The following is a 21,585-nucleotide window of genomic DNA, read 5'->3' as shown; positions in this document are numbered from 1 at the left end:
TGCTGCGCCCGCGACAGGTAGCCGTGTCTTCTCGTGGCGTCCGCGTGGCGCGGCGGAACAATTCCGCGCGCTGGGTTGAACCCAGATGGAAGAGCAGCAAGCTATGATGTCGCCATCCGACCTCACCTCAGCCGACTGGCGCGCGATGCTGGCCCTTGTAGGAGAGATCGGCGAGCTCAGCGCCACCCCTGGAGAGGCCTGCGCGCATCTGATGGCCCGCTTGGCAGATCTGATCGGCTCCGGTCCGGTTTGGTGGAGCGTGGTCGGGGGGGCCGCCAGCGGCGACGGACAGGCGAACGATGCGGCCGACGTGATGCGGTCGCGCGTCCATGGGCTCGATCGCGCAACCCTGCAGAGATGGGAGCGGGACTATCTGCAGGCGCGGGTCTATGGCGAGCACCCCATGTGGGAAAAGGCCTTTGCCGCACCTGGCCGTCCGCGAAGCTTCCTGCGGCGGGACATCGTCGAGGACGGTGTCTGGTATCGCAACCCGCACGTCACCGACTACGTCCGGGGCTTCGGCGCTGACGATATCGTGGCCGCCATCGTCCCGACCGGCGACGGCACTGAGCTCTGCGTCGCAGCCATGCGATCCTGGGGCGACGTCGGCTTCACGGCGCGCGAACGCGAGATCATCCAGCTGCTGGCGACCAGCACGGCATGGCTGGCGCGGCGGCCGGATCCCCTCGCCAGCATCGCCAACGGCCACATTCGGGCCCCTGTCACGATCGCCGACCTTGCGCCGCGTCATCGCGCGGTGCTGGAGCTGCTGGCCGCCGGCCACAGCGAGAAGCGGATCGCGGCGACGCTGAACATCAGCCCCCGCACGGCGCACAAATATATCGAGCAGATCTACCGCGCCCTCGACGTTTCCAGCCGAGCCGAGCTGATGGCGCGATTCATTGCGCGCTGACAACACGTGCACACAAACGGCCGAAGGTAGCCATTTGGCTACGCTGACCGCCGGCTGGTCTCACCGGTAGCGTGATCGGGTGCCGTGCTGCGCCGCCCCGTCGGCGCCGCCCAAAGCGTTCAGCTCCGGAGACTGGAATGCCTGCCCCCTCGACCCGCCGTGCCTTGCTGGCCTCCACGGCGCTGACCACCCTCGTACTGGCTTCGAGCATGCTGGCGCCGATACGGCCCGCCACGGCTCTGGACGGCACCTGGGAAGCGACACCCGCCACGGGCGACTTCAACTCCGGAGCCAATTGGAGCACCGGTAACGTGCCGACCGGCACCGCCACTTTCGATACCTCCTCGACCACGAACGTGACGCTCACGAGCAGCGCCACCCTCGGTGAGTTCGTGTTCACCCCGGGCGCGTCGAACTACAGCTTCACGACCACCTTTCAGACCCTGACCTTCGCCGGGCTCGGCATCGTCATCAATGGCGGCAGCGCCACGTTCAACATGACCGGCGGCATGTTCGTGGCGATGTCGTTCTGGAACAGCAGCTCAGCTGGAACAGCGACCATCACGGGATCCGGGTTGAGCTTCTTCGGCAACAGCACCGCCGGCTTTGCCAACATCACCAACGACTCCACCTCGTTGAGCAACAGCGCCACGCTCGGCCATGCCACGTTCAACAACCAGGGAAGCCTGGTCCTGTTCGACACCAGCACCGCCGGCAGCGCCATCATCGCCTCCTACTTCGACACGAGCTTCTACAATTCGAGCAGCGCCGGCACCGCCACGATCACCAATCACAGCGGCGGCGTGACATTCTCGCAAAGCTCCACCGCAGCCAATTCCATCATCACCAACGACAATGGCGCGACGCTGTCATTCCAAGAGAACAGCACGGCCGCCGACGCGACCATCACCAACAACGGCAGCATGGTCGTCCTGAACAATGCCACGACCGGCAACGCGACCATTCTCAACAACGCCGGCGGCACCGTGAACTACGCGGGATCGACCGGACCCGCCAATGACGGCCGGCTGAGCGCCGGCTCGATCGCCGGTGGCGGCAACTACATCCTCGGCAGCAATGAGCTCACCGTCGGCGGCAACAACAGCTCCACCATCGTCAGCGGAATCATTTCCGGCACCGGATCGCTGGTCAAGACCGGCACCGGCACGCTGACGCTGTCCGGCCTCAACACCTATACCGGCGCGACGCGCCTCGACGCCGGCACCTTGGCGGTCAATGGCTCGATCGCGACCTCCAGCGGCCTCACCGTCGCCAATGGTGCCACGCTCGGCGGCATCGGGCAGTTGCCCGGCGTCGTCGTCAATGCCGGTGGCATGCTCGCTCCCGGCAATTCGATCGGCATCCTCACCGTCAACGGCAATCTGCAGTTCGGCACCGGCAGCACCTACCAAGTCGAGGTGTCCCCCACCTCGGCGGACCGGACCAACGTCACGGGTACCGCGAACCTGACCGGCGCCACCGTGAATGCCGTGGCGTTGCCGGGCAGCTTCAGGCAACAGACCTACACCATCCTCAATGCGACCGGCGGGCTCGGCGGCACGCAGTTCGCCGGGCTCGACATTACCGGCACGTTCAGCGACGTCCGCAACCCGCATCTCACCTACGATCTCAACAACGCCTATCTCGTGCTCGACCCCAGCACCCTGACGCTGGCGCCAGGCGCAAGCAGCAACCAGGCCAATGTCGCGGGCGGCCTCAACCGCGCGGTGGTCGGCGGCATCACGCCCCCGGCCGGGTTCGACACCCTGCTCAACATGCCGTCCAATACAGCCGGCCGTGCGCTCGACCAGCTCTCCGGCCACAGCAACACGCCCGCCCAGAGCGGGGCGACGCAGCTCGGCGGCTCGTTCCTGACGATGCTGTCCAATCGCTCGGGTCCCGGCAATGGCCGCGGCTCCGCCGCGCCGCTCGGCTATGCCGGCGAGCGCCACAGCACGCCGGCGGCCGTGCGCGAGGTCTTTGCCGCGTTCGAATCGCCCGACCGCCCCGACATGCGCTGGAATGTCTGGGGCAGCGGATTCGGCGCCGGCAACAAGCTGTCGGGTGATGCCGCAACAGGCAGCCGCGACAGCTCGGCGCGCGCCGGCGCCGTCGCTGCAGGCGCGGACTATCGTTTCGCGCCCAACACACGCGCCGGCTTCTCGCTCGCCGGCGGCACCATGAGCTGGTCCGACGGCGCCGGCGGCGGCAGCGCCGATCTCATGATGGCCGGCGTCTATGGCAAGCACGAGATCGGACCGACCTACATCAGCGCCGCCGCGAGCTACGCCAACTACTGGATGTCGACCACGCGCACTGTCACCGTCGCCGGTCTCGACCAACTGGGCGCGCGCTTCAACGCGCAGAGCTTCGGTGGGCGCATCGAGGCCGGCCACCGCCTGCCGGTGCCGTTCCTCTCGGCGCGCTGGACGCCCTATGGCGCGATCCAGGCGCAGGGCTTCCGCACCCCGGCCTATGCCGAGACCGCGTCGCAGGGCTCAAACCAGTTCGCGCTGAGCTATGCCGGGCGCACCGCGACCGCCTTCCGTGCCGAGCTCGGCGTACACACGGACCGGACCATCGCGATCGAGAATGGCGGCCAGCTGACCTTGTTCGGCCGCACCGCCTACGCCCATGACGTCGTCAGCAGCGCGTCCGTGACCGCCAATTTTGCCGCGCTCGGCACGACCAGCGGCTTCACCGTGTTCGGCGCCAAGCCGTCGCAGAACCTGATGGTGTCCTCCACCGGCGCCGAATGGCAGCTCGCCAGCGGCGTCTCCTTCATGGTCCGCGCCGACACCGAATGGGGCGAGCGCTCGCGGACCTGGTCCGGCACGGGGCGCATCCGCTATACGTGGTAGTCAGTGGAGATGAGCCTGCGCGGGGTGGCGAGCGAGGCTACGCCCAATTCACGGCGATCGTCGCGAAAGTGATCCCCGCTCTCTCCTTCGTCATTCCGGGGCGTGCGCAGCACGAACCCGGAATCCATCTCACGACAGCGCATGCGGCCCAATGGATTCCGGGCTCGCCGCGCTGGCGCGCGCCGCCCCGGAATGACACCGGCATTGGAGTTGTCGCCGGGGGCACCAAATGCGAAGGCACGCCCGAGCAGCTCAAAGCCGCTGCGATCGCAACGAACTGATCGCCGGTCCCTCCTTCGTCATTCCGGGGCATGCGCAGCACGAGCCCGGAATCCATCTCACGACAGCGCATGCGGCCCAATGGATTCCGGGCTCGCCGCGCTGGCGCGCGCCGCCCCGGAATGACACCGGCATTGGAGTTGTCGCCGGGGGCACCAAATGCGAAGGCACGCCCGAGCAGCTCAAAGCCGCTGCGATCGCAACGAACTGATCGCCGGTCCCTCCTTCGTCATTCCGGGGCATGCGCAGCACGAGCCCGGAATCCATCTCACGACAGCGCATGCGGCCCAATGGATTCCGGGCTCGCCGCGCTGGCGCGCGTCGCCCTGGAATGACATCGAGTTTGAAGCACGACCGCAGGCCGCCACCTCACAGCGGCGGGTCGATCGCCTCGTCGTATTCCTTCTTGAATCGGGCGATCAGCTCCGCGGCGGGCAGCACGTCCTTGATGGCGCCGATGCCCTGGCCGGAGCCCCAGATCTCCTTCCACGCCTTCGGCTTGGCGCGCTCGCCGGAGGCATCCGTGCCGAAGCTCATCTTCGACGGATCGGAGGTCGGCAGATTGTCGGGATCGAGGCCGGCGTTGACGATCGAAGGCTTCAGGTAGTTGCCGTGCACGCCGGTGAACAGGTTCGAATAGACGATGTCATCGGCGCCCGACTTGGTGATCATGTCCTTGTAGGCCTCGACGGCATTCGCCTCCTTGGTGGCGATGAAGGCCGATCCGACATAGGCGAAGTCGGCGCCGAGCACGCGGGCGGCGCGGATGGCGCGGCCATTGGCGATCGCGCCCGACAGCGCGATCGGACCGTCGAACCAGCTGCGGGTCTCCGCAACAAAGGCGAACGGCGAGATCGTGCCGGCATGGCCGCCGGCGCCGGCCGCGACCAGGATCAGGCCGTCGGCGCCCTTCTCGATCGCCTTGTGGGCGAAGAACTGATTGATCACGTCGTGGAAGACGATGCCGCCCCAGCGATGCGCCGCCTGGTTCAGCTCCTCGCGCGCGCCGAGCGAGGTGATCATCATCGGCACCTTGTACTTCTCGCACAGTGCCAGATCCTGCTCGAGCCGGTTGTTGGAGCGGTGCACGATCTGGTTGACCGCGAACGGCGCCGACGGACGCTCCGGGTGCGCGCGGTCATAGGCGGCGAGCTCCTCGGTGATGCGCGACAGCCATTCGTCGAGCAGCGCGGCAGGCCGCGCGTTGAGCGCCGGAAACGAGCCCACCACGCCGGCCTTGCACTGCGCGATCACCAGATCGGGCACGGAGATGATGAACAGCGGCGAGCCGATGACCGGGATCGACAGGCGCCCCTTGAACAAGGCAGGCATGGACATGGATGGGAATTCCTCGTTGTGAAATGCGGAAACGCTCGTGATGGCGAGCATGCCCGACATCATGCCGTCATGGCAATTCGCCCGCAGAGGGACCGGAAAAGCCCGTGGAGGGTCTTGCGTTGAGACGCTGACGACCTATTGGCAGAGCGCAGAGGTGACAAACGTGTCGGTGCGGCAGTCGTCCGGCTTGCGCTGCCGGCCGGGGATCAGCACCTTGGCCGAGCAGGTCTCCGCCGAATCGGTGTTGAGGCTCTTGCCTTCCTTGTAGCCCTTGCCCTGGCACAGCCGGTCCGCGCCGAGCTTGCAGTCCGGCGTGCCGTTGGCGGCGATCGGGCAGACGATGCGGCCCGAGATCATCGTGGACGGCTTGGCGAGCCGCGAGAGCGTCTCGCCGGTGTCCTTCAGCACGCCAGGCGGATTGTCGCCGGCCTTTGGTGCGGGCTGCCGCGGCGGCTGTTGCGCCCGATCAGCGGGAGCCGCTTCCCCTTCCGCCGGCCGCTCGCCATCGGCCTCGCTTGGACGCTTCAGCGGAATGATCGACATCTTCTCGAACAGCTTGCCGAACTCTTCCACCAGACCGGGATTGCCGGGCGGTGACGCCGGTTCTGCGGCGGGCGCCCGCTGCGGCGGCTGTTGCGGCGCCTCGCGCAAGCCCAGCGGCGGCTCCGATTGCGCCCATGCCGTGGCGGCGCAGAGCACGATGACGAGCGGCGCCAGCGCTGCAACCAGCCCTCGGCGCCGTGGCCACATCAGATCAGCTTCAATGCGACGACGAAGCCGGCGACCAGCACCGCCGCGCCGATCGCCACCCACAGACCGAGATGCTTCTCAATATGCACCCGGATCCACTCGCCGTAGCGGTTGAGCACGATCGCGGCGATGAAGAAGCGGCCGCCGCGGGCCACGATCGAGCAGACGATGAACAGGAACAGGTTGTAGCCCGCAAAGCCGGACGTGATCGTGACCAGCTTATAGGGGATCGGCGTCAGCCCCTTGAGCAGGATGATGACGGCCCCCCACTCGGCATAGGACGCACGGAAGGCTTCGACCTTGTCGCCCAGGCCATACAGGTGGATCAGCCACTGGCCGAGCGAGTCGTAGAGCAGCGCGCCGATCGCATAACCGACCACGCCGCCGGCGACCGAGGCGGCCGTGCAGACGCCGGCGAACAGCCAGGCGCGCTGCGGCTTGGCCAGCGACATCGGGATCAGCATCACATCCGGCGGCACCGGAAAGAACGAGCTTTCGGCGAAGGCGATCGCCGCCATGATCCAGAGGGCATGCGGCTTGTGGGCGGCGTCGATACACCAGTCATAGATCCGTCTGAGCATGGTCCGCGATGAAGCAAACCAGACAGCGTTTGTCCATGGGCGATGTGCCGGTCGTGTGCCGCGTCAATGCCGCTTGCGGATCGTCCGGCCTTCGGCCGCGACGATCGGTCGCCCCGGCAGGCGTCCAGGCGCGGCCTTGGCGACCTTCGCCGGCGATTTCGGCAGCTTCTCGGCAATGCCGAGCATCAGTTCGCGCCGCTCCATCTCGCGCCAGACGTCGTCGGGCTGGATGCCGAGCTCGGCCCAGAGCACTGCGAGATTGTAGAACAGGTCGGCGCTCTCCCGCACCACGGCCTGGACATCACCGCCGACCGCGTCGATGGCGACCTCGATGGCCTCCTCGGCGAGCTTCTTGGCCATCTTGCCCGTGCCCTGCTGCATCAGCTTGGCCGTGCGCGAGCGCGCGGGATCAAGATCCCTCGCAGCCAGAATTGCACGATAGAGCCGCTCGATCGAATCGGTCATTGGGCCACAATAGTTAAAATCGATGGCTTCGGTGTTAACGACTGCGGCAGACATGAAAAAATCCGCCGGCGCTGGGGCCGGCGGATCGCTTCGGATGATCTGCGATCACCAGTGCGGGTGATGGTGATAGCCGCCACCGTAATACGGGCCGCCGCCATAATAGCCCTGGCCATAGCCATAGCCGCCGTAATAGGCCGGGCGGCCGTAGTAGTAGTGGTCCTCGTAATAGGAGCGGCGGTTCTGGGCCGCGGCAATCGCCAGGCCGGTGCCGACGATGCCGGCAAACGCCGCAGCTGCGGCCGCGCCGCCATTGCCGCGATAGTGCCGCCGGCGCGCGCTGACGTCGGTCAGGCCGCCATCATTGGCCGTCTTGGCGACCACGCCCTTATCAGCCGGGGCAGAGCCGGCGAAGGCGAGCGTCGGCTGAACGGCCGTCAAGGTCACCGCGGCCACCGTCGCCAGGACGGTAGCACGGCCAAAGCGTGAAAAACTTCCGCGCTGTGCGATCATGTGGATCCTCCGTACGATCAAATCTCGCGAACCAACTCCTCAACTGGGGTGACAGTTCCCCCGGCGAAACCAGGAGTCGAAGCCGCAAATCGCCGCAGGTCTTGCTCATGGACCGTTCAGATTCGATCGGACATGATCAGGCGCCCGCCGGCCCCAGCGCTCCGTCACGAAATTGACACGCGGGAGGCCGTGAACTGATTAGGATACCGGCGAGACAACGCCGGTGTAACCTCGGACGATGTGACCTCGTGCCTTCCTGCGTGACCTGATGCGTATGCGACGACCCGTCACCCTGCTCGCCCTGGCGCTGCTCGCAGCGGTCGTGGCACCTGCGTGTCTGTCGCAGAAGGCGTCCGCCGAGGAGACCAAGCGTGCCGTCGCCGTCATGTTCGCGCTCGACCGTCCGATCGACGGCAGCATGGCGCCAATCGTGCTCGCCGCCAGCCGCGGATTGTTCGGCACCGAGGGTGTGACCGTCACGACGACGATCGCCAAGGGCTCGCCTGATGCGATCGCCCGCGTCGCCGCGGGCGAGGCCGACATGGCGCTCGCCGACATCAACGAGCTGATCCGCTATCGCGACACCCAGGGCAGCCAGCCGGTGAAGGCCGTCTTCGTGCTGTTCAACAAGGCGCCCTACGCCATCATCGCCCGCAAGAGCCGCGGCATCAACGGGCTCGCCGACCTCGAGGGCAAGACGCTCGGTGTGGCCGAGGGCGACCTCTCGATCCGGCTTTGGCCGGCGGTCGTCAAGCACAACCACCTCAAGTCCGAGACGATCAAGCTGTCGCGTGTCGGCGCGGCCGTGCGCGAGCCGATCCTGTCGGCCGGCCAGGTCGATGCCGTCAGCGGATTTTCCTACCTCTCGGCGCTCAATCTGCGCGACCGCGGCGTACCCGCCGCCGATCTCGCGGTGCTGCGCTTCGCCGATTATGGCTGCGAGGCCTATGGCCACGCCGTGATCGTCAGTCCAGGCTTTGCCGCCAAGCAGCCCGCGGCCGTGAAAGGCTTTCTGCGGGCGCTGACCTCCAGCCTGCAGCTCGCGATCAAGGACCCTGCCGGCGCCGTCGCCGACGTGGTGGGCCGGATGGACGATGGTTCGCGCGAGTTGGAGCTGGAGCGGCTACAGACGGTGCTCGCCGACAACGTGCTGACCTCGGACGTCCGCCGCGACGGCATCGGCGGCATCGATCCCGCCCGCTTCGAGCGGGCCCTCGACCAGCTCGCGCTGGATGGCAAATTTCGCCACAAGCGGCCTCTGCCTGCGGACATCTTCGACGACGGCTTCCTGCCCCCCGCCGACAGCCGCCTCGTCAACTGAGCGCTCGCCGCAGCAGCCTTTCCCTTGCTAACATGCGCCCGCGCGCCAGCCGGCGCGATTCCACCTCTGCCGACACAAACACTGCCGACACAAAGCGCCCGCCATGTCCTTGCTCCGTATCTATGCCCGCGTGCTCCAGCTGCTCGGAAAGGAGGCGCGGCTGGGCTGGATCGTCGCAGTCGCCAACCTCGCCCTCGCGGTGGCGCAGTTTGCCGAGCCCGTGCTGTTCGGGCGGATTGTCGATTCGCTGTCGAGCAACGCCTCGACCAGCACCGCCTGGCCGCTGCTCGCGGCGTGGGCGGCGTTCGGGCTGTTCACGATCGGCGCCAGCGCGTGGGTCGCGCTTCAGGCCGACCGGCTCGCCCACCGCCAACGCCATGCGGTGCTGACCAGCTATTTCGAGCACATCCTGCAGCTGCCGCTGACGTTCCATTCCGGCACGCATTCCGGCCGGCTGATGAAGGTCATGATCAACGGCACCGATGCGCTGTGGAAGCTGTGGCTGTCGTTCTTCCGCGAGCATTTTGCAGCGATCATGTCGGTGCTCGTGCTGCTGCCGCTGTCGCTGTACCTGAACTGGCGGCTCGCGATTCTGCTGTTCGTGCTGTGCGTGGTGTTCACGGTTCTCACGACCCTCGTCGTGCGCAAGACCTACGGCATGCAGAGCGAGGTCGAGGAGCACTACAGCGATCTCTCGGCGCGCGCCTCCGACGCGCTCGGCAATGTCGCGCTGGTGCAGAGCTTCGTCAGGATCGATGCCGAGGTGCAGGGCCTGCGCACGGTCGCCGGACAGTTGCTGTCGGTGCAGATGCCGGTGCTCGGCTGGTGGGCGCTGGTGACGGTCATCACCCGTGCCTCGACCACCATCACCGTGCTCGCGATCTTCACGCTCGGCATCGCCCTGCATCAGGCCGGGCTGACCTCCGTGGGCGAGATCGTGATGTTCGTGTCGTTCGCGACGATGCTGATCCAGAAGCTGGAGCAGGTCGTGTCCTTCATCAACAACGTGTTCATGGAGGCGCCGCGGCTGGCCGAGTTCTTCACCGTGCTCGATGCCGTGCCGGCCGTCCGCGACAGACCCGACGCGATCGAGGTCAGCCGCCTGTCGGGCCTCGTCGAATTCAACGACGTGTCGTTCTCCTATGACGGCAAGCGCCCGGCCGTGGAGGATCTCACCTTCACCGCGCTCCCCGGCCAGACCATCGCGCTGGTCGGCCCGACCGGTGCCGGCAAGTCGACGGCGATCGCGTTGTTACATCGCGCGTTCGATCCGCAGTCCGGCTTCATCAAGATCGACGGCATGGACGTGCGCGGATTGAAGCTGGCGGCCTTGCGCCGGAACATCGGCGTCGTGTTCCAGGAGGCGCTGCTGTTCAATCGCTCGATCCGCGAGAACCTGCTGGTCGGCAAGCCCGACGCGACCGACGAGGAGCTGCGCACCGCCGCCGCCCGGGCCCAGGCGCTCGACTTCATCGATCGCGCCGAGCAGGGATTCGAGACCAATGCCGGCGAGCGCGGCCGCATGCTGTCGGGTGGCGAGCGCCAGCGGCTGTCGATCGCGCGCGCGCTGCTGAAGGATCCGCCGATCCTGATTCTCGACGAGGCGACCTCCGCGCTCGATGCCGTCACCGAGGCCAAGCTGAATGCCGCGCTCGACGAGGTGATGAAGGGGCGCACGACCTTCGTGATCGCGCACCGGCTTTCGACCATCCGCAACGCGACGCGCATCCTGGTATTCGAGAACGGGCGTGTGATCGAAAGTGGAACGTTCGATGAACTCGTCAGCAAGGGCGGACACTTTGCGGAACTCGCAAAAGCCCAGTTCATGGTGCAAGAGAAGGCTCGTGCGACTCTCCCCGCGTCGGACGGTGACGAGACCACCGTCAAGGCCTGATCGCGGGACGCTTTCATCGTGGAATTGAATGGCTCGCCCCTGTTCTGGAGCGTCGAGCCGGTATAGGTTCGCGGCCTGCCGCAACCGCAGCGGCGCCGGACACGCTTGAAACCCGTAAGCCCGTTTGCCCACCTCACGACGCGAGGCGGGTTCTCAAAGGACCGGACCAGACCAGTGCAGACGCTTCGCCTGTTGTTCCGCAATGCCCCGATCAAGATCGTTGCTCTCGCCGCTGCGCTCGTGCTTGCGCCTCGCTTGGCCGGCGCAGAAGCGCTGCTGCTCGTCGAAGCCGATACCGGAAAGGTGCTGGAGGCGCAGAACGCGACCTATCCGTGGTACCCGGCCTCCGTCACCAAGCTGATGACGGCCTATGTGACGCTGAAGGCCGTGAAGGACGGCAAGGCCTCGCTCGACACGCTGCTGACGGTCTCGCCGACCGCAGCGTCGCAGTCGCCGTCGAAGATGGGCTACCGGCCGGGCACGCAGGTCACGGTCGACAATGCGCTGAAGATGATGCTGGTGAAGTCGGCCAACGACATGGCGGTGGTGCTGGCGGAAGGCATCGGCGGCTCGATCGACGGCTTCTCGATCATGATGAACGAGACTGCGCAGAAGCTCGGCATGACCCAGACGAGCTACGTCAATCCGAACGGCCTGCCCGCCGATGGCCAGATCACCTCGGCGCGCGACCTCGCGATCCTGGCGCGCGCCATCATCCGCGATCTGCCGGAATACGAGTACTTCGTCCACATCCCCTCGATCCGCTATGGCCGCCGCGTCGTACAGAACTTCAACCGGCTGATCGGGCGCTATCCGGGTGCGGACGGCTTCAAGACCGGATTCATCTGCGCCTCCGGCTATAATCTGGTCGCCTCCGCCACCCGCAACGGCAAGCGCCTGATCGCGGTCGTGCTCGGCGCCAGCTCGGGCCAGATGCGCGCCGTGCGCGCGATCCAGATGCTGGATCGCGGCTTCAACACCAACCAGCTCACCTGGCTGAAGGCGCCGCTCGGCAATGTCGAGCAGCTCGTTCCGGTCGCCGCCACCCCGCCGAATCTGCGCGACGACATGTGCAATGGCCGGCGGCATCGCCCTGCGAGCGATGATGACGGCGAGGAGACGATCGCGGGGGCCGAAGGTGAAGCCACCGGCGGCACGCTGCTCGCCGGACTGCAGGCTCCGGCGCTGAAGCCGTCGGAGATCCTGGCGGCGGCGCCGGTGCCGTCCGAGCCGGTGCTCGTCTATACCGGCCCGACCCGCACCGGTGCGGCCCTCATCGCCGCCGTGGCGGCGGACGCCGATGCCCAGGCTTCGGCGAGACACCGCGGCAAGAAGGCGCATGCCGCTGCCAAGAAGGACGCCAAGCCCGCAACCCGGACCGCGGCCAAGAGCGACGGCGACGCCAAGGCCGGATCCAAGACGGCCGCCAAGCCCGGTGACGCGAAGGTGTCCGACGCCAAGCCAGCTGCCGCGCGCCCCGTCGCAGCCAAGCACGAAGCTGCCCCGAAATCAGCGGAAAAACCTGGATCCGACGCCGCCAAGCCCGGCAAGCCCAAGGCCGCCGCCAAGCCCAAGACCGCCGGCAAGCCGGCGCCAAAGGACGGCTGATACTGCGCCGCACGCCGGGCGGTTTAGCCGTCCATCGCCAGCGTCCGCAGCCTTTACCCTGCCTCTTTCGTCTACGCCCCGGCCGCTTGCCTTGCTCGGCCGGAAATTCGATATTGGCCGCCGAATGCCGCCCGGCTCTGACCGGAGCCGCAGACACGTCAAGCGACCATAAGAGACGATCAGAGAGGAAGGTTCATGGAGCGCATCTGGCTCAAGCACTACCCAGCCGGCGTTCCCGCCGACATCGATCCCAGCAAATACCAATCGCTGGTGGATCTGCTGGAGGAAAGCTTCAAGACGTTCGCTGACCGCCGCGCCTTCATCTGCATGGACAAGGCGATCAGCTACCGCGAGCTCGACGACATGTCGATCGCGATGGGCGCCTACCTGCAGGGCCTGGGGCTCGCCAAGGGCGCGCGCGTCGCGTTGATGATGCCGAACGTGCTGCAATACCCGATCGCGATCTCGGCCGTGCTGCGCGCGGGCTACACCGTCGTCAACGTCAACCCGCTCTACACGCCGCGCGAGCTGGAGCACCAGCTCAAGGACTCCGGCGCCGAGGCGATCATCGTGCTGGAGAACTTCGCTCACACGGTGCAGCAGGTGGTGGGGCACACCAGCGTCAAGCACATCGTCATCGCCAGCATGGGCGACCTGCTCGGCTTCAAGGGCGTCATCGTCAATCTTGTCGTCCGGCGCCTGAAGAAGATGGTGCCGGCGTTCTCGCTGCCGGGCGCGGTGCCCTTCAACGAAGCGCTGGCCGCCGGCCGCAGCAAGCGCTTCCAGAAGCCTGCGATCGGCCCCGACGACGTCGCCTTCCTGCAATATACCGGCGGCACCACCGGCGTCTCCAAAGGCGCCACGTTGCTCCATCGCAACGTCGTCGCCAACGTGCTGCAGAACGACGCCTGGCTGCAGCCGGTCATGGACCGGCCGCCGCATGTGGATCAGCTGCTGATCGTCTGCGCGCTGCCGCTCTACCACATCTTCGCGCTGACCTGCTGCTTCCTGCTCGCGGTGCGCGCCGGCGGCGCCAATCTGCTGATCCCCAATCCGCGCGACATTCCCGGCTTCATCAAGGAGCTGATGAAGTACCAGGTCAACACCTTCCCGGCGGTCAACACGCTGTACAACGGCCTGCTGCACCATCCTGATTTCAAGAAGCTCGACTTCTCCAAGCTGAAGGTCTCCAACGGCGGCGGCATGGCCGTGCAGCGCCCTGTGGCCGAGCATTGGAAGCAGGTGACGGGCTGCAGCATCGCCGAGGGCTACGGCCTGTCGGAGACCGCGCCGGTGCTGACCTGCAACGTGCCGACCTCGACGGAATTCACCGGCACGATCGGCCTGCCGCTGCCGTCGACCTGGCTGTCGATCCGCGACGACGACGGCAACGAGGTCCCGCTGGGACAGCCCGGCGAGATCTGCGCCAAGGGCCCGCAAGTGATGGCGGGCTACTGGAATCGTCCCGACGAGACCGCCAAGGTGATGACGGCGGACGGCTTCTTCCGCACCGGCGACGTCGGCATCATGGCCGCGGACGGCTCGGTCAAGATCGTGGACCGCAAGAAGGACATGATCCTGGTCTCCGGCTTCAACGTCTATCCGAACGAGGTCGAAGAGGTCATCGCCACCCATCCGGGCGTGCTGGAGACCGCCGTGATCGGCCTGCCGGACGAGAAGACCGGCGAGGTCGTCAAGGCGTTCATCGTCAGGAAGGATCCCAACCTCACGCCCGAGGACATCATCAAGCACTGCCACGAACAGCTGACCAACTACAAGGTGCCGAAGCTGATCGAGTTCAGGACCGAGCTGCCGAAGACCAATGTCGGCAAGATCCTGCGCCGGCAGCTGCGCGACGAGAAGAAGTCAGCCGCAGCAGCTTGAGACCATTGTCGCGGCAATGCCGGGCGTGCGATGACGGACACGTGAACACGGCGGACCGTTGCCGTTTGTGGCCCGCCGAATAGTGTGGTGCGTCTCGCGCACCACACATCCAGGGGAAGGAGTATTTCAAATGACCATTCAGGTAGGCGACAAGCTGCCGGCGGCTCAGTTCCGCGTCATGACCGGCGAAGGCCCGCAGGTCAAAACCACCGACGACATCTTCAAGGGCAAGAAGGTGGCGCTGTTCGCGGTGCCCGGCGCCTACACCGGCACCTGCCACAAGATGCATCTGCCCAGCATCTTCCTCAACGCCTATGCGATGAAGGACAAGGGCGTGGACACCATCGCGATCGTCTCGGTCAACGATGCCTTCGTCATGAACGCCTGGAAGCGCGACACCGACCAGCGCGACGAAGCCGTGTTCCTGGCCGACGGCAATGCCGAATTCACCAAGGCCATCGGCATGGAACTCGACGCCTCCGGCGCCGGCCTCGGCATCCGCTCCAAGCGCTACTCGATGCTGGTCGAGGACGGCAAGGTGACGAAGCTCAACCTCGAAGCCGCCCCCGGCAAGGTCGAGGTCTCCGGCGGCGACACGCTGCTCGGGCAGCTGTGATCCTGCTTTCCTGACCTGATCCGAAAGCCCGCGGCGCCCCCGCGGGCTTTTTTTCTCTGCTTGGATCGAGCCGGCGTCTACCACGAGAAGAGCACGGCAGCCGTCGCGGCGCCAATCTTCGATGAACAAAAGCCGCTCGGACGCGTTGTAGGCCCCGGTTCTTGGAACAAGGGGAGGCCAGCATCTTCAGCGAGCAGACCGAGCAACTGGCGCAGGAAGATGTCCGCAGCGCGCGCCCGCCATGGGCGGCTGCACCTTCGTTTCCGATGGCCGCCGTCGTTTCAAACTTCCGCTGCGACGTTCTGATCATTGGCGCCGGGATTACCGGCGCGATGATGGCCGAACGGCTGACCCGCCAAGGCCGGGACGTCGTCGTGATGGATCGCGAAAAGCCCTGCCGCGGCAGTACGGCTGCCAGCACGGCCATGCTGTTGTGGGAGATCGACCGTTCGTTGAGCGAGCTGTCGGTGATGATCGGATTCGAGCGCGCTGCGCGATGCTATCAGGCCAGTCTGCGGGCGGTGAACGAATTGATGCGCCTGGTCGGGGAGCGCAGGCTGCCTGGCGAGCTGCGGCCGAGACAATCGCTCTATCTTGCGCGAGAGGATGATTCCCGCTCGCTGCGGGAAGAACTGGAGCAACGCGTTCGGGCTGGCCTTCCCGGCACATTTCTCGATCACCGAACCCTGCTCGAGAATTTCGGGTTTGCCCGCGCCGGGGCGATCCTGTCTCCCGGCGCAGCCGAAGCCGATCCGGTCAAGCTCGCAAGCGGTCTGCTGTCCCTCGCGCTGTCGCAGGGCGCGCGGCTGGTCCATGGTAATGCGGTCGCCTTTGACAGCGGCAGGGCAAGTGCCACGGTCGGCCTCGACAGTGGACATGAGATCGAAGCCCGTCACATCGTCCTGGCGACAGGATATGCGATGCCCGCAATCATCCAGCCGACGATCCATCGCGTCGCGTCGAGCTGGGCCGTCGCCACCAAGCCGCAGCCACAAAATCTCTGGCGAGACGACGTGCTGATCTGGGAGAGCAGCGAGGACTATCACTATGGCCGGACCACGGCTGACGGGCGCATCATCTTCGGGGGAGAGGATGATGAGGAGCTCATCGAGCCCGAAGCGCGCGACCGCGCCATTCCGGACAAGTCGCGGCGGCTCGCCGCAGAACTCTCGGCGCTGTGGCCGCGCGCGATCGTCGATTTCGACTATCAGTGGTCCGGAACGTTTGATACGACCGATGACGGGCTGCCTCTGATCGGCCCTGTTCCGCGCGTTCCCAACATCTATGCAGCCTATGGATACGGCGGCAACGGGATCACCTTCAGCTATCTCGCCTCCGAGCTGATCGCTGCCTTGATCGAGGGCCGTAGTTCACCGCTCCTGGAAGATTTTGCCATCGAGCGGAGTTCGCCCGGGCATCCGTGATTGCGCCGCAACGTCAACCGCGCACGTTCTTCTGCATCCGCGCCATCGCCACGCCGTCGCGCGCCAATTGATCGGCGCGTTCGTTCTCGGGGTGGCCGGCGTGGCCCTTCACCCAGTGCCAATTGACCTTGTGCGGCTTCAGCGCGGCATCGAGGCGCTGCCACAGCTCGGCGTTCTTGACCGGCTTCTTGTCGGCGGTCTTCCAGCCGTTGCGCTTCCAGCCGTGGATCCAGCCGGTGATGCCCTGACGGACATATTGGCTGTCGGTGTAGAGCTCGACCTGGCACGACTTCTTCAGCGCCTCCAGCGCCGAGATCGCCGCCATCAGCTCCATGCGGTTGTTGGTGGTGTGCGGCTCGCCGCCCTTCAGCTCTTTTTCCTTGTCGCCGAAGCGAAGAATCGCGCCCCAGCCGCCCGGCCCCGGATTTCCCGAGCAGGCGCCATCGGTGTAGATGCTGACGACCGGGTGCTCACTCACGCGGCAGCTCCTCCAACGCCATAGTCGCGCACGCTGGTCACCGCTTGGTGGAAGCGCAGCTTGCGGACATATTCGAGCGGGTCCTTCGGCTTCACCAGCGCGCCTGCGGGCACGTTCAACCAGTCGACCAGGCGTGTCAGCAGGAAACGGATGGCGGCGCCGCGCGCCAGCAAGGGCAGCGCCTCCAGCTCGGCGTCCGATAGCGGCCGCGCGCGGCCATAGGCATTGAAGAAGGCGCGCGCCTTGGTGACGTTGAGCGAATGATCGGCCTCGAAGCACCAGGCGTTGAGGCAGATCGCGACGTCATAGGCGAGGATGTCATTGCAGGAGAACGGGAAGTCGATCAGCCCGGACAGCTTGTCACCGAGGAAGAACACGTTGTCCGGAAACAGGTCGGCATGGATGACGCCTTCCGGCAGGTGGGTCGGCCAGGAGCGCTCGAGATGGCCGAGCTCGGTCGAGAGCAGCACCGAGAGACCGGCCTGCACCGTGTCGGCGCGATCGGCCGCCTGGGCGAACAGCGACTTCCAGCCGGACACCGAGAGCGGGTTCTTGCGCACCAGCGGGAAATCACGGCCGGCCAGATGCATCCGCGCCAGCGCTTCGCCAACACCGGCGCAATGCGTAACGTTCGGCTTGCGCGGCCACATCCCTTCCAGGAAGTTGATGATCGCCGCCGGCCGGCCCGACAGACTCGAACAGACCGCGCCGTCGCGGTTGCGCGCCGGCTGCGGGCAGCTGACGCCGCGCTCGGCGAGATGCGCCATCAGGCCGAGGAAGTACGGCAAATCGTCCACCGCCACGCGCTTCTCGTAGAGCGTGAGGATGTAGGAGCCCTTGGTGGTGTGGAGCAGGAAGTTGGAGTTTTCGACGCCTTCGGCGATGCCCTTGTAGGAGAGCAGCTCGCCGATGTCATAGGTCTTGAGGAAGTCCGCAAGCTCGTCGGCGGCGACATCGGTGTAGACCGCCATGCGCTATCCCAGTGATCGAAGTTCGCCTGCCCCCGCCTCTCCGATGCGAACTTCGTCATCGAACAGGCCCGTTGCGCCCTTCATCGCGCATGCGGGCGCCGCGTTCAAGGCCAACGGGCCGTCGAGGGCGGAAAAGACGGCGCCCGATTTACTCGGCCGCAGCTTCCGGCCGCAGCGAGCGCGGCAGCGGGAAGAACTCGTTCTCCTCGGCAGCCGAAACGGTCTCGACGTGGAGCACGTAGCGCTCGGCGAAGGCGCCCATGATCTCCTCGACGATCACCTCGGGCGCCGAGGCGCCGGCGGTGATGCCGAGGCTCTTGATGCCCTCGAAGCGGGCCCAGTCGATGTCGGAGGCGCGCTGGGCCAGCACGGCGATCGGGCAGCCTTCGCGCTCGGCGACCTCGCGCAGGCGCTGCGAGTTCGACGAGTTCGGCGCGCCGACCACGATCAGCGCGTCGACCACCGGCGCCACCTTCTTAACCGCCAGCTGGCGGTTGGTGGTGGCGTAGCAGATGTCTTCCTTGTGCGGGCCCGAGATGTTCGGGAAGCGGCCCTTGAGCACCGCCACGATGTCGGCGGTGTCGTCGATCGACAGCGTGGTCTGGGTCACGAAGGCGAGGTTGTTCGGGTCCTTCGGCGTGAAGGTCGCCGCGTCCTCGGCGGTCTCGATCAGGGTCACGGCGCCCGCAGGCAGCTGACCGACAGTTCCGACCACCTCGGGATGGTGGGAATGGCCGATCAGCAGGATCTCGCGGCCACGCTTGAAGTGGATGGCGGCTTCGCGATGGACCTTGGTGACCAGCGGACAGGTCGCGTCCAGGGAGAAGAAATTGCGCGCCTGGGCCTCGGCTGGAACCGATTTCGGCACGCCATGGGCCGAGAACACCACCGGTGCGTTGGTACTGTCAGGAATTTCCGCCAGCTCCTCGACGAAAATCGCCCCCTTGGTCTTCAGGCTGTCGACGACGTATTTGTTGTGCACGATCTCGTGGCGGACATAGACCGGGGCGCCATAGATGGCGAGCGCCCGTTCCACCGTGTCGATGGCGCGGACCACGCCGGCGCAGAAGCCGCGGGGCGAGCAAAGCACGATTTTGAGGTCTGGTTTGGCTGCCATCGGGTGATCTGACATGGGCTGATCTATTGGCCTGATCTGTGCGGGCTTGTTGCGGCGACCGGAAAACCCCGGGCCGGCATGCGGGGACGGTCGAGACGTCACGGCTTGAGCTAGAGCTCGTTTGGGTAGGACTTGGGACTGCTTTCGAGCGCTGTCAAGGCCGTTCTGGTGAGGCCATTGCGCCCCGCCCCCGGGACGGCTTATATAGGGCCAATTCCCGTCATCGTCGATGACCGCAGGTTTCGCCTCCGAAGAGTGGGCGGAGCACAAAGGAGATTTGCCATGAGCAACGCCCCGCTGATGCCGAAGGCAACGGCCGTGTGGCTGGTCGACAATACCGCTCTGACCTTCGACCAGGTCGCCGATTTTACCAAGATGCACCCGCTGGAGGTGCGCGCCATCGCCGACGGCGACGCCGCCCAGGGGATCAAGGGCATGGACCCGATCTCGACCGGCCAGCTCACCCGCGAGGAGATCGAGAAGGCCGAGCGCGACCCGAATTACCGCCTGCGGCTGCAGGAGAGCAAGGTCGTGCTGCCGCCGCAGCCCAAGCGCAAGGGCCCGCGCTATACCCCCGTGTCGCGCCGCCACGAGCGCCCGAGCGCCATCCTGTGGCTGGTGCGGAACCATCCCGAGCTCAAGGACGCTTCGATCATGCGCCTGGTCGGCACCACCAAGAGCACCATCGCCAGCGTGCGCGACCGGACCCATTGGAACGCGCAGACGCTGACGCCGATGGACCCGGTGACGCTGGGCCTGTGCTCGCAGATCGAGCTCGATTTCGAGGTGCAGCGCGCCGCCAAGGAGAAGCCGCTCGACGCCAATTACAGCGGCGCCACCCTGCTGCCGGCCTCCGAGACCACCCGCAAGGACGAGTACGAGCCTGCGGGGCGCGACGAGGACGACCTCAACGTCGACGCCGTGTTCGCCAAGCTCAAGACCATCGGCGGCAAGAAGCAGGACGAGGACGAGGAATAGGACGCGCGCGTCGTTTTCTCAGGTCAATTCGCGGCCGCCCGCTCCAACAACAGCGTCGTCCCGGCGAACGCCGGGACCCATAACCACCGGCTTGCGTGACGGCCCGAGCTGGCTGTGACCCAGTGTTCCTGCCTCACTCCCGCTGCGGAGTATGGGTCCCGGCGTTCGCCGGGACGACGGCGGTGGGAAGGCGCGAGACTCGCGACAAGCGAAGCTTCGCGACAAACAAATCTCCCCAAAAAAATGGCGCCGGAAGTTCCGGCGCCATGGCAAGTCAGGGAGGAACGCAACAAATCAGAACTTGTAGGTGATGCCGGCGCCGACCAGCCACGGGTCGATGTTGGCGCGGCCGGTGACGGGAATCGCGCCGTTGACGGTCGCCGAGTAGTTCGGCTGCAGCCACAGCTTCTTGACGTCGACGTTGAAGCCCCAGTGCTTGTCGAGCATGTAGTCGAAGCCGAACTGGACCGCGGCGCCCCACTGGTTCGAGATGTGCAGGTTGGTGACGGCGAGGCCGTTGAACACCTGATTGGCCGCGCTCTGGTTGAAGAACACCGTGTAGTTCACGCCGGCGCCGACATACGGCTTGAACGCGCCGAAATCGGTGAAGTGATATTGCAGTGTGAGGGTCGGCGGCAGCAGCCAGGCCTTGCCGACATTGAGACCGTCCAGCGTGCCGGTGCCGCTGATCGAGTGACGCGTGACGCCGAGGATCAGCTCGGCGGCGATGTTCCTGGTGAAGAAGTAGCTGATGTCGAGCTCGGGCACGACCTGGTTGGAGATCTTCAGGCCTGAATTCGGCGACGACAGCGCTGGCACGCCGGTGACGTTGACGGTCGAGCCGCCGGCATCTGGCAGCACGCCCAGCGCGCGAACGCGGATCATCCAGGGATTCCAGGCTTCGACCACCGGCGCCTTCGTATAGACCGGCGCCGCCGGCAGGTCGGCTGCTTGCGCGGAGCTCATGGCTCCGCAGACCGCCGCCAGCACCAGCAGCGACGACGAGAGTTGGAATGTTCTATTCATCGAGGTCCCCATAGCCACACTTGAGCTACACTTCCGCTTGATCCGCGCAGCAAAGCCGCGCCTTGCGGTCACAGATGTGGCAGGGACGCCATCGGGTTGGATTTGATCTCAATCAATCGGCATTGTTGCAGCGCCGATGTCACGCAACTGTTGCAGTGAAGTCACGCGCCATGAGAGGCGCTTGCACTTGCGCTCAGGGGCGGTCGGGATGGTTCATCATGTATTCGCCGAGATCGCGCTGGCGACGGTCGGCACGCGCCTCGGCGCGCTGCCGCTGCACGTCGCGATCCTTGCGGCAGGCGACATATTCCGCCGATCCCGGCGCGACCTTGCCGCCGGCCTGGCAGACCGCATCGTCGTCGTCATTGCCGAGCGCCACTGCGGGACCCTGATTGCGCGAGGCGCAGGCCGTGAGTGAAAGCACGGCCATCAGCACCAGGGCCAAGCGGGCGGAGGTCTGTCGCATCGAATGGTCCATTCTCGTCATTGGCAGGCCGTTGCTTGACGGCAATGGACGCCCGGGTCAAGCCCGGTGCGGCAATCGCCTTTCACGTTACGTAGAAGCCTCTGC

The 21,585-nt window shown here is 66.1% G+C and carries 19 protein-coding genes; 9 read left to right on the top strand and 10 right to left on the bottom strand.

Features of this window, described 5'->3' with window-relative positions:
- Nucleotides 1–103: 103 nt before the first annotated feature.
- Both QX108_RS27740 and QX108_RS27735 read left to right on the top strand, forming a co-directional pair.
- Entirely contained in the window at nt 104–913 is an 810-nt protein-coding gene (locus tag QX108_RS27740) for a helix-turn-helix transcriptional regulator (RefSeq protein WP_315799617.1), read from the top strand.
- Between the two features lie 137 nt (nt 914–1,050).
- On the top strand, nt 1,051–3,774 hold the full coding sequence (locus tag QX108_RS27735; RefSeq protein WP_315783661.1) for an autotransporter domain-containing protein: 2,724 nt from the start codon (nt 1,051–1,053) through the stop codon (nt 3,772–3,774).
- 648 nt (nt 3,775–4,422) lie between these two features.
- Here the strand turns inward: QX108_RS27735 and QX108_RS27730 are convergent.
- The 5 genes from QX108_RS27730 to QX108_RS27710 form a co-directional block, all read right to left on the bottom strand.
- A complete protein-coding gene (locus tag QX108_RS27730) occupies nt 4,423–5,391 on the bottom strand; it encodes a nitronate monooxygenase family protein (protein ID WP_315783659.1) in 969 nt (322 codons plus the stop codon).
- 135 nt (nt 5,392–5,526) lie between these two features.
- Nucleotides 5,527–6,141: a hypothetical protein gene (locus QX108_RS27725; RefSeq protein WP_315783657.1), complete on the bottom strand. Its 615-nt coding sequence runs from the start codon at nt 6,139–6,141 to the stop codon at nt 5,527–5,529.
- A complete protein-coding gene (locus QX108_RS27720) occupies nt 6,141–6,722 on the bottom strand; it encodes a YqaA family protein (RefSeq protein WP_172110136.1) in 582 nt (193 codons plus the stop codon). Before QX108_RS27720 ends, QX108_RS27725 begins: the two co-directional genes overlap by 1 nt.
- 63 nt (nt 6,723–6,785) lie before the next feature.
- A complete protein-coding gene (hisE, locus tag QX108_RS27715) occupies nt 6,786–7,187 on the bottom strand; it encodes a phosphoribosyl-ATP diphosphatase (RefSeq protein WP_315722260.1) in 402 nt (133 codons plus the stop codon).
- A gap of 105 nt (nt 7,188–7,292) precedes the next feature.
- Complete coding sequence (locus QX108_RS27710) at nt 7,293–7,697, bottom strand: hypothetical protein (RefSeq protein WP_315783655.1); 405 nt, start codon at nt 7,695–7,697, stop codon at nt 7,293–7,295.
- 268 nt (nt 7,698–7,965) lie between these two features.
- Here QX108_RS27710 and QX108_RS27705 point away from each other — a divergent pair, with 268 nt between their 5' ends.
- From QX108_RS27705 to QX108_RS27680, 6 genes are all read left to right on the top strand, one after another.
- On the top strand, nt 7,966–9,018 hold the full coding sequence (locus QX108_RS27705; protein WP_315783653.1) for an ABC transporter substrate-binding protein: 1,053 nt from the start codon (nt 7,966–7,968) through the stop codon (nt 9,016–9,018).
- A 103-nt stretch (nt 9,019–9,121) separates the two neighbouring features.
- Nucleotides 9,122–10,912 carry a glucan ABC transporter ATP-binding protein/ permease gene (locus QX108_RS27700; protein ID WP_315783651.1) on the top strand — a complete coding sequence of 597 codons (1,791 nt, stop codon included), beginning with the start codon at nt 9,122–9,124 and terminating at the stop codon, nt 10,910–10,912.
- A 174-nt stretch (nt 10,913–11,086) separates the two neighbouring features.
- Entirely contained in the window at nt 11,087–12,520 is a 1,434-nt protein-coding gene (locus QX108_RS27695) for a D-alanyl-D-alanine carboxypeptidase family protein (RefSeq protein ID WP_315722264.1), read from the top strand.
- A 195-nt stretch (nt 12,521–12,715) separates the two neighbouring features.
- On the top strand, nt 12,716–14,404 hold the full coding sequence (locus tag QX108_RS27690) for a long-chain fatty acid--CoA ligase (protein WP_315783649.1): 1,689 nt from the start codon (nt 12,716–12,718) through the stop codon (nt 14,402–14,404).
- A gap of 130 nt (nt 14,405–14,534) precedes the next feature.
- The gene (locus QX108_RS27685) at nt 14,535–15,020 is read left to right on the top strand and encodes a peroxiredoxin (RefSeq protein WP_315783647.1); all 486 of its coding nucleotides are present in this window, start codon (nt 14,535–14,537) and stop codon (nt 15,018–15,020) included.
- 266 nt (nt 15,021–15,286) lie between these two features.
- Nucleotides 15,287–16,444 carry an FAD-dependent oxidoreductase gene (locus QX108_RS27680; RefSeq protein WP_315783645.1) on the top strand — a complete coding sequence of 386 codons (1,158 nt, stop codon included), beginning with the start codon at nt 15,287–15,289 and terminating at the stop codon, nt 16,442–16,444.
- Between the two features lie 13 nt (nt 16,445–16,457).
- Here QX108_RS27680 and rnhA read toward each other — a convergent pair whose 3' ends face one another.
- From rnhA to ispH, 3 genes are all read right to left on the bottom strand, one after another.
- Nucleotides 16,458–16,922, bottom strand: coding sequence for a ribonuclease HI (gene rnhA, locus QX108_RS27675; RefSeq protein ID WP_315722267.1), 465 nt, complete (start codon nt 16,920–16,922; stop codon nt 16,458–16,460).
- Entirely contained in the window at nt 16,919–17,893 is a 975-nt protein-coding gene (locus QX108_RS27670) for a homoserine kinase (protein ID WP_315722268.1), read from the bottom strand. The genes rnhA and QX108_RS27670 overlap by 4 nt, the downstream gene beginning before the upstream one ends.
- A gap of 148 nt (nt 17,894–18,041) precedes the next feature.
- Nucleotides 18,042–19,010, bottom strand: a complete 969-nt coding sequence (gene ispH, locus QX108_RS27665; protein WP_172110147.1) for a 4-hydroxy-3-methylbut-2-enyl diphosphate reductase — start codon at nt 19,008–19,010, stop codon at nt 18,042–18,044.
- A 282-nt stretch (nt 19,011–19,292) separates the two neighbouring features.
- Between ispH and QX108_RS27660 the strand changes: the two genes are divergently transcribed.
- Nucleotides 19,293–19,988 carry a DUF1013 domain-containing protein gene (locus QX108_RS27660; protein WP_315722269.1) on the top strand — a complete coding sequence of 232 codons (696 nt, stop codon included), beginning with the start codon at nt 19,293–19,295 and terminating at the stop codon, nt 19,986–19,988.
- Between the two features lie 294 nt (nt 19,989–20,282).
- Here the strand turns inward: QX108_RS27660 and QX108_RS27655 are convergent, their stop codons facing one another.
- On the bottom strand, nt 20,283–21,014 hold the full coding sequence (locus tag QX108_RS27655) for an OmpW/AlkL family protein (protein WP_172110149.1): 732 nt from the start codon (nt 21,012–21,014) through the stop codon (nt 20,283–20,285).
- A gap of 193 nt (nt 21,015–21,207) precedes the next feature.
- Nucleotides 21,208–21,480: a hypothetical protein gene (locus QX108_RS27650; RefSeq protein ID WP_315722270.1), complete on the bottom strand. Its 273-nt coding sequence runs from the start codon at nt 21,478–21,480 to the stop codon at nt 21,208–21,210.
- Nucleotides 21,481–21,585 lie beyond the last annotated feature (105 nt).

Origin of the sequence: Bradyrhizobium sp. SZCCHNR1002, assembly GCF_032381435.1 — a bacterium.
Lineage (GTDB): Bacteria > Pseudomonadota > Alphaproteobacteria > Rhizobiales > Xanthobacteraceae > Bradyrhizobium > Bradyrhizobium aeschynomenes.
Note: the sequence above shows the minus strand (reverse complement) of the source record. Positions and strands in the feature narration are given on the sequence as shown.

Excerpts from the sequence above, each read along its gene's own strand:
- QX108_RS27740 (WP_315799617.1), top strand. The coding sequence starts at position 104 with ATGATGTCGCCATCCGACCTCACCTCAGCCGACTGGCGCGCGATGCTG.
- QX108_RS27735 (WP_315783661.1), top strand. The coding sequence starts at position 1,051 with ATGCCTGCCCCCTCGACCCGCCGTGCCTTGCTGGCCTCCACGGCGCTG.
- QX108_RS27730 (WP_315783659.1), bottom strand. The coding sequence starts at position 5,391 with ATGTCCATGCCTGCCTTGTTCAAGGGGCGCCTGTCGATCCCGGTCATC.
- QX108_RS27725 (WP_315783657.1), bottom strand. The coding sequence starts at position 6,141 with ATGTGGCCACGGCGCCGAGGGCTGGTTGCAGCGCTGGCGCCGCTCGTC.
- QX108_RS27720 (WP_172110136.1), bottom strand. The coding sequence starts at position 6,722 with ATGCTCAGACGGATCTATGACTGGTGTATCGACGCCGCCCACAAGCCG.
- hisE (WP_315722260.1), bottom strand. The coding sequence starts at position 7,187 with ATGACCGATTCGATCGAGCGGCTCTATCGTGCAATTCTGGCTGCGAGG.
- QX108_RS27710 (WP_315783655.1), bottom strand. The coding sequence starts at position 7,697 with ATGATCGCACAGCGCGGAAGTTTTTCACGCTTTGGCCGTGCTACCGTC.
- QX108_RS27705 (WP_315783653.1), top strand. The coding sequence starts at position 7,966 with ATGCGTATGCGACGACCCGTCACCCTGCTCGCCCTGGCGCTGCTCGCA.
- QX108_RS27700 (WP_315783651.1), top strand. The coding sequence starts at position 9,122 with ATGTCCTTGCTCCGTATCTATGCCCGCGTGCTCCAGCTGCTCGGAAAG.
- QX108_RS27690 (WP_315783649.1), top strand. The coding sequence starts at position 12,716 with ATGGAGCGCATCTGGCTCAAGCACTACCCAGCCGGCGTTCCCGCCGAC.
- QX108_RS27685 (WP_315783647.1), top strand. The coding sequence starts at position 14,535 with ATGACCATTCAGGTAGGCGACAAGCTGCCGGCGGCTCAGTTCCGCGTC.
- QX108_RS27680 (WP_315783645.1), top strand. The coding sequence starts at position 15,287 with ATGGCCGCCGTCGTTTCAAACTTCCGCTGCGACGTTCTGATCATTGGC.
- QX108_RS27670 (WP_315722268.1), bottom strand. The coding sequence starts at position 17,893 with ATGGCGGTCTACACCGATGTCGCCGCCGACGAGCTTGCGGACTTCCTC.
- ispH (WP_172110147.1), bottom strand. The coding sequence starts at position 19,010 with ATGGCAGCCAAACCAGACCTCAAAATCGTGCTTTGCTCGCCCCGCGGC.
- QX108_RS27660 (WP_315722269.1), top strand. The coding sequence starts at position 19,293 with ATGAGCAACGCCCCGCTGATGCCGAAGGCAACGGCCGTGTGGCTGGTC.
- QX108_RS27655 (WP_172110149.1), bottom strand. The coding sequence starts at position 21,014 with ATGAATAGAACATTCCAACTCTCGTCGTCGCTGCTGGTGCTGGCGGCG.
- QX108_RS27650 (WP_315722270.1), bottom strand. The coding sequence starts at position 21,480 with ATGCGACAGACCTCCGCCCGCTTGGCCCTGGTGCTGATGGCCGTGCTT.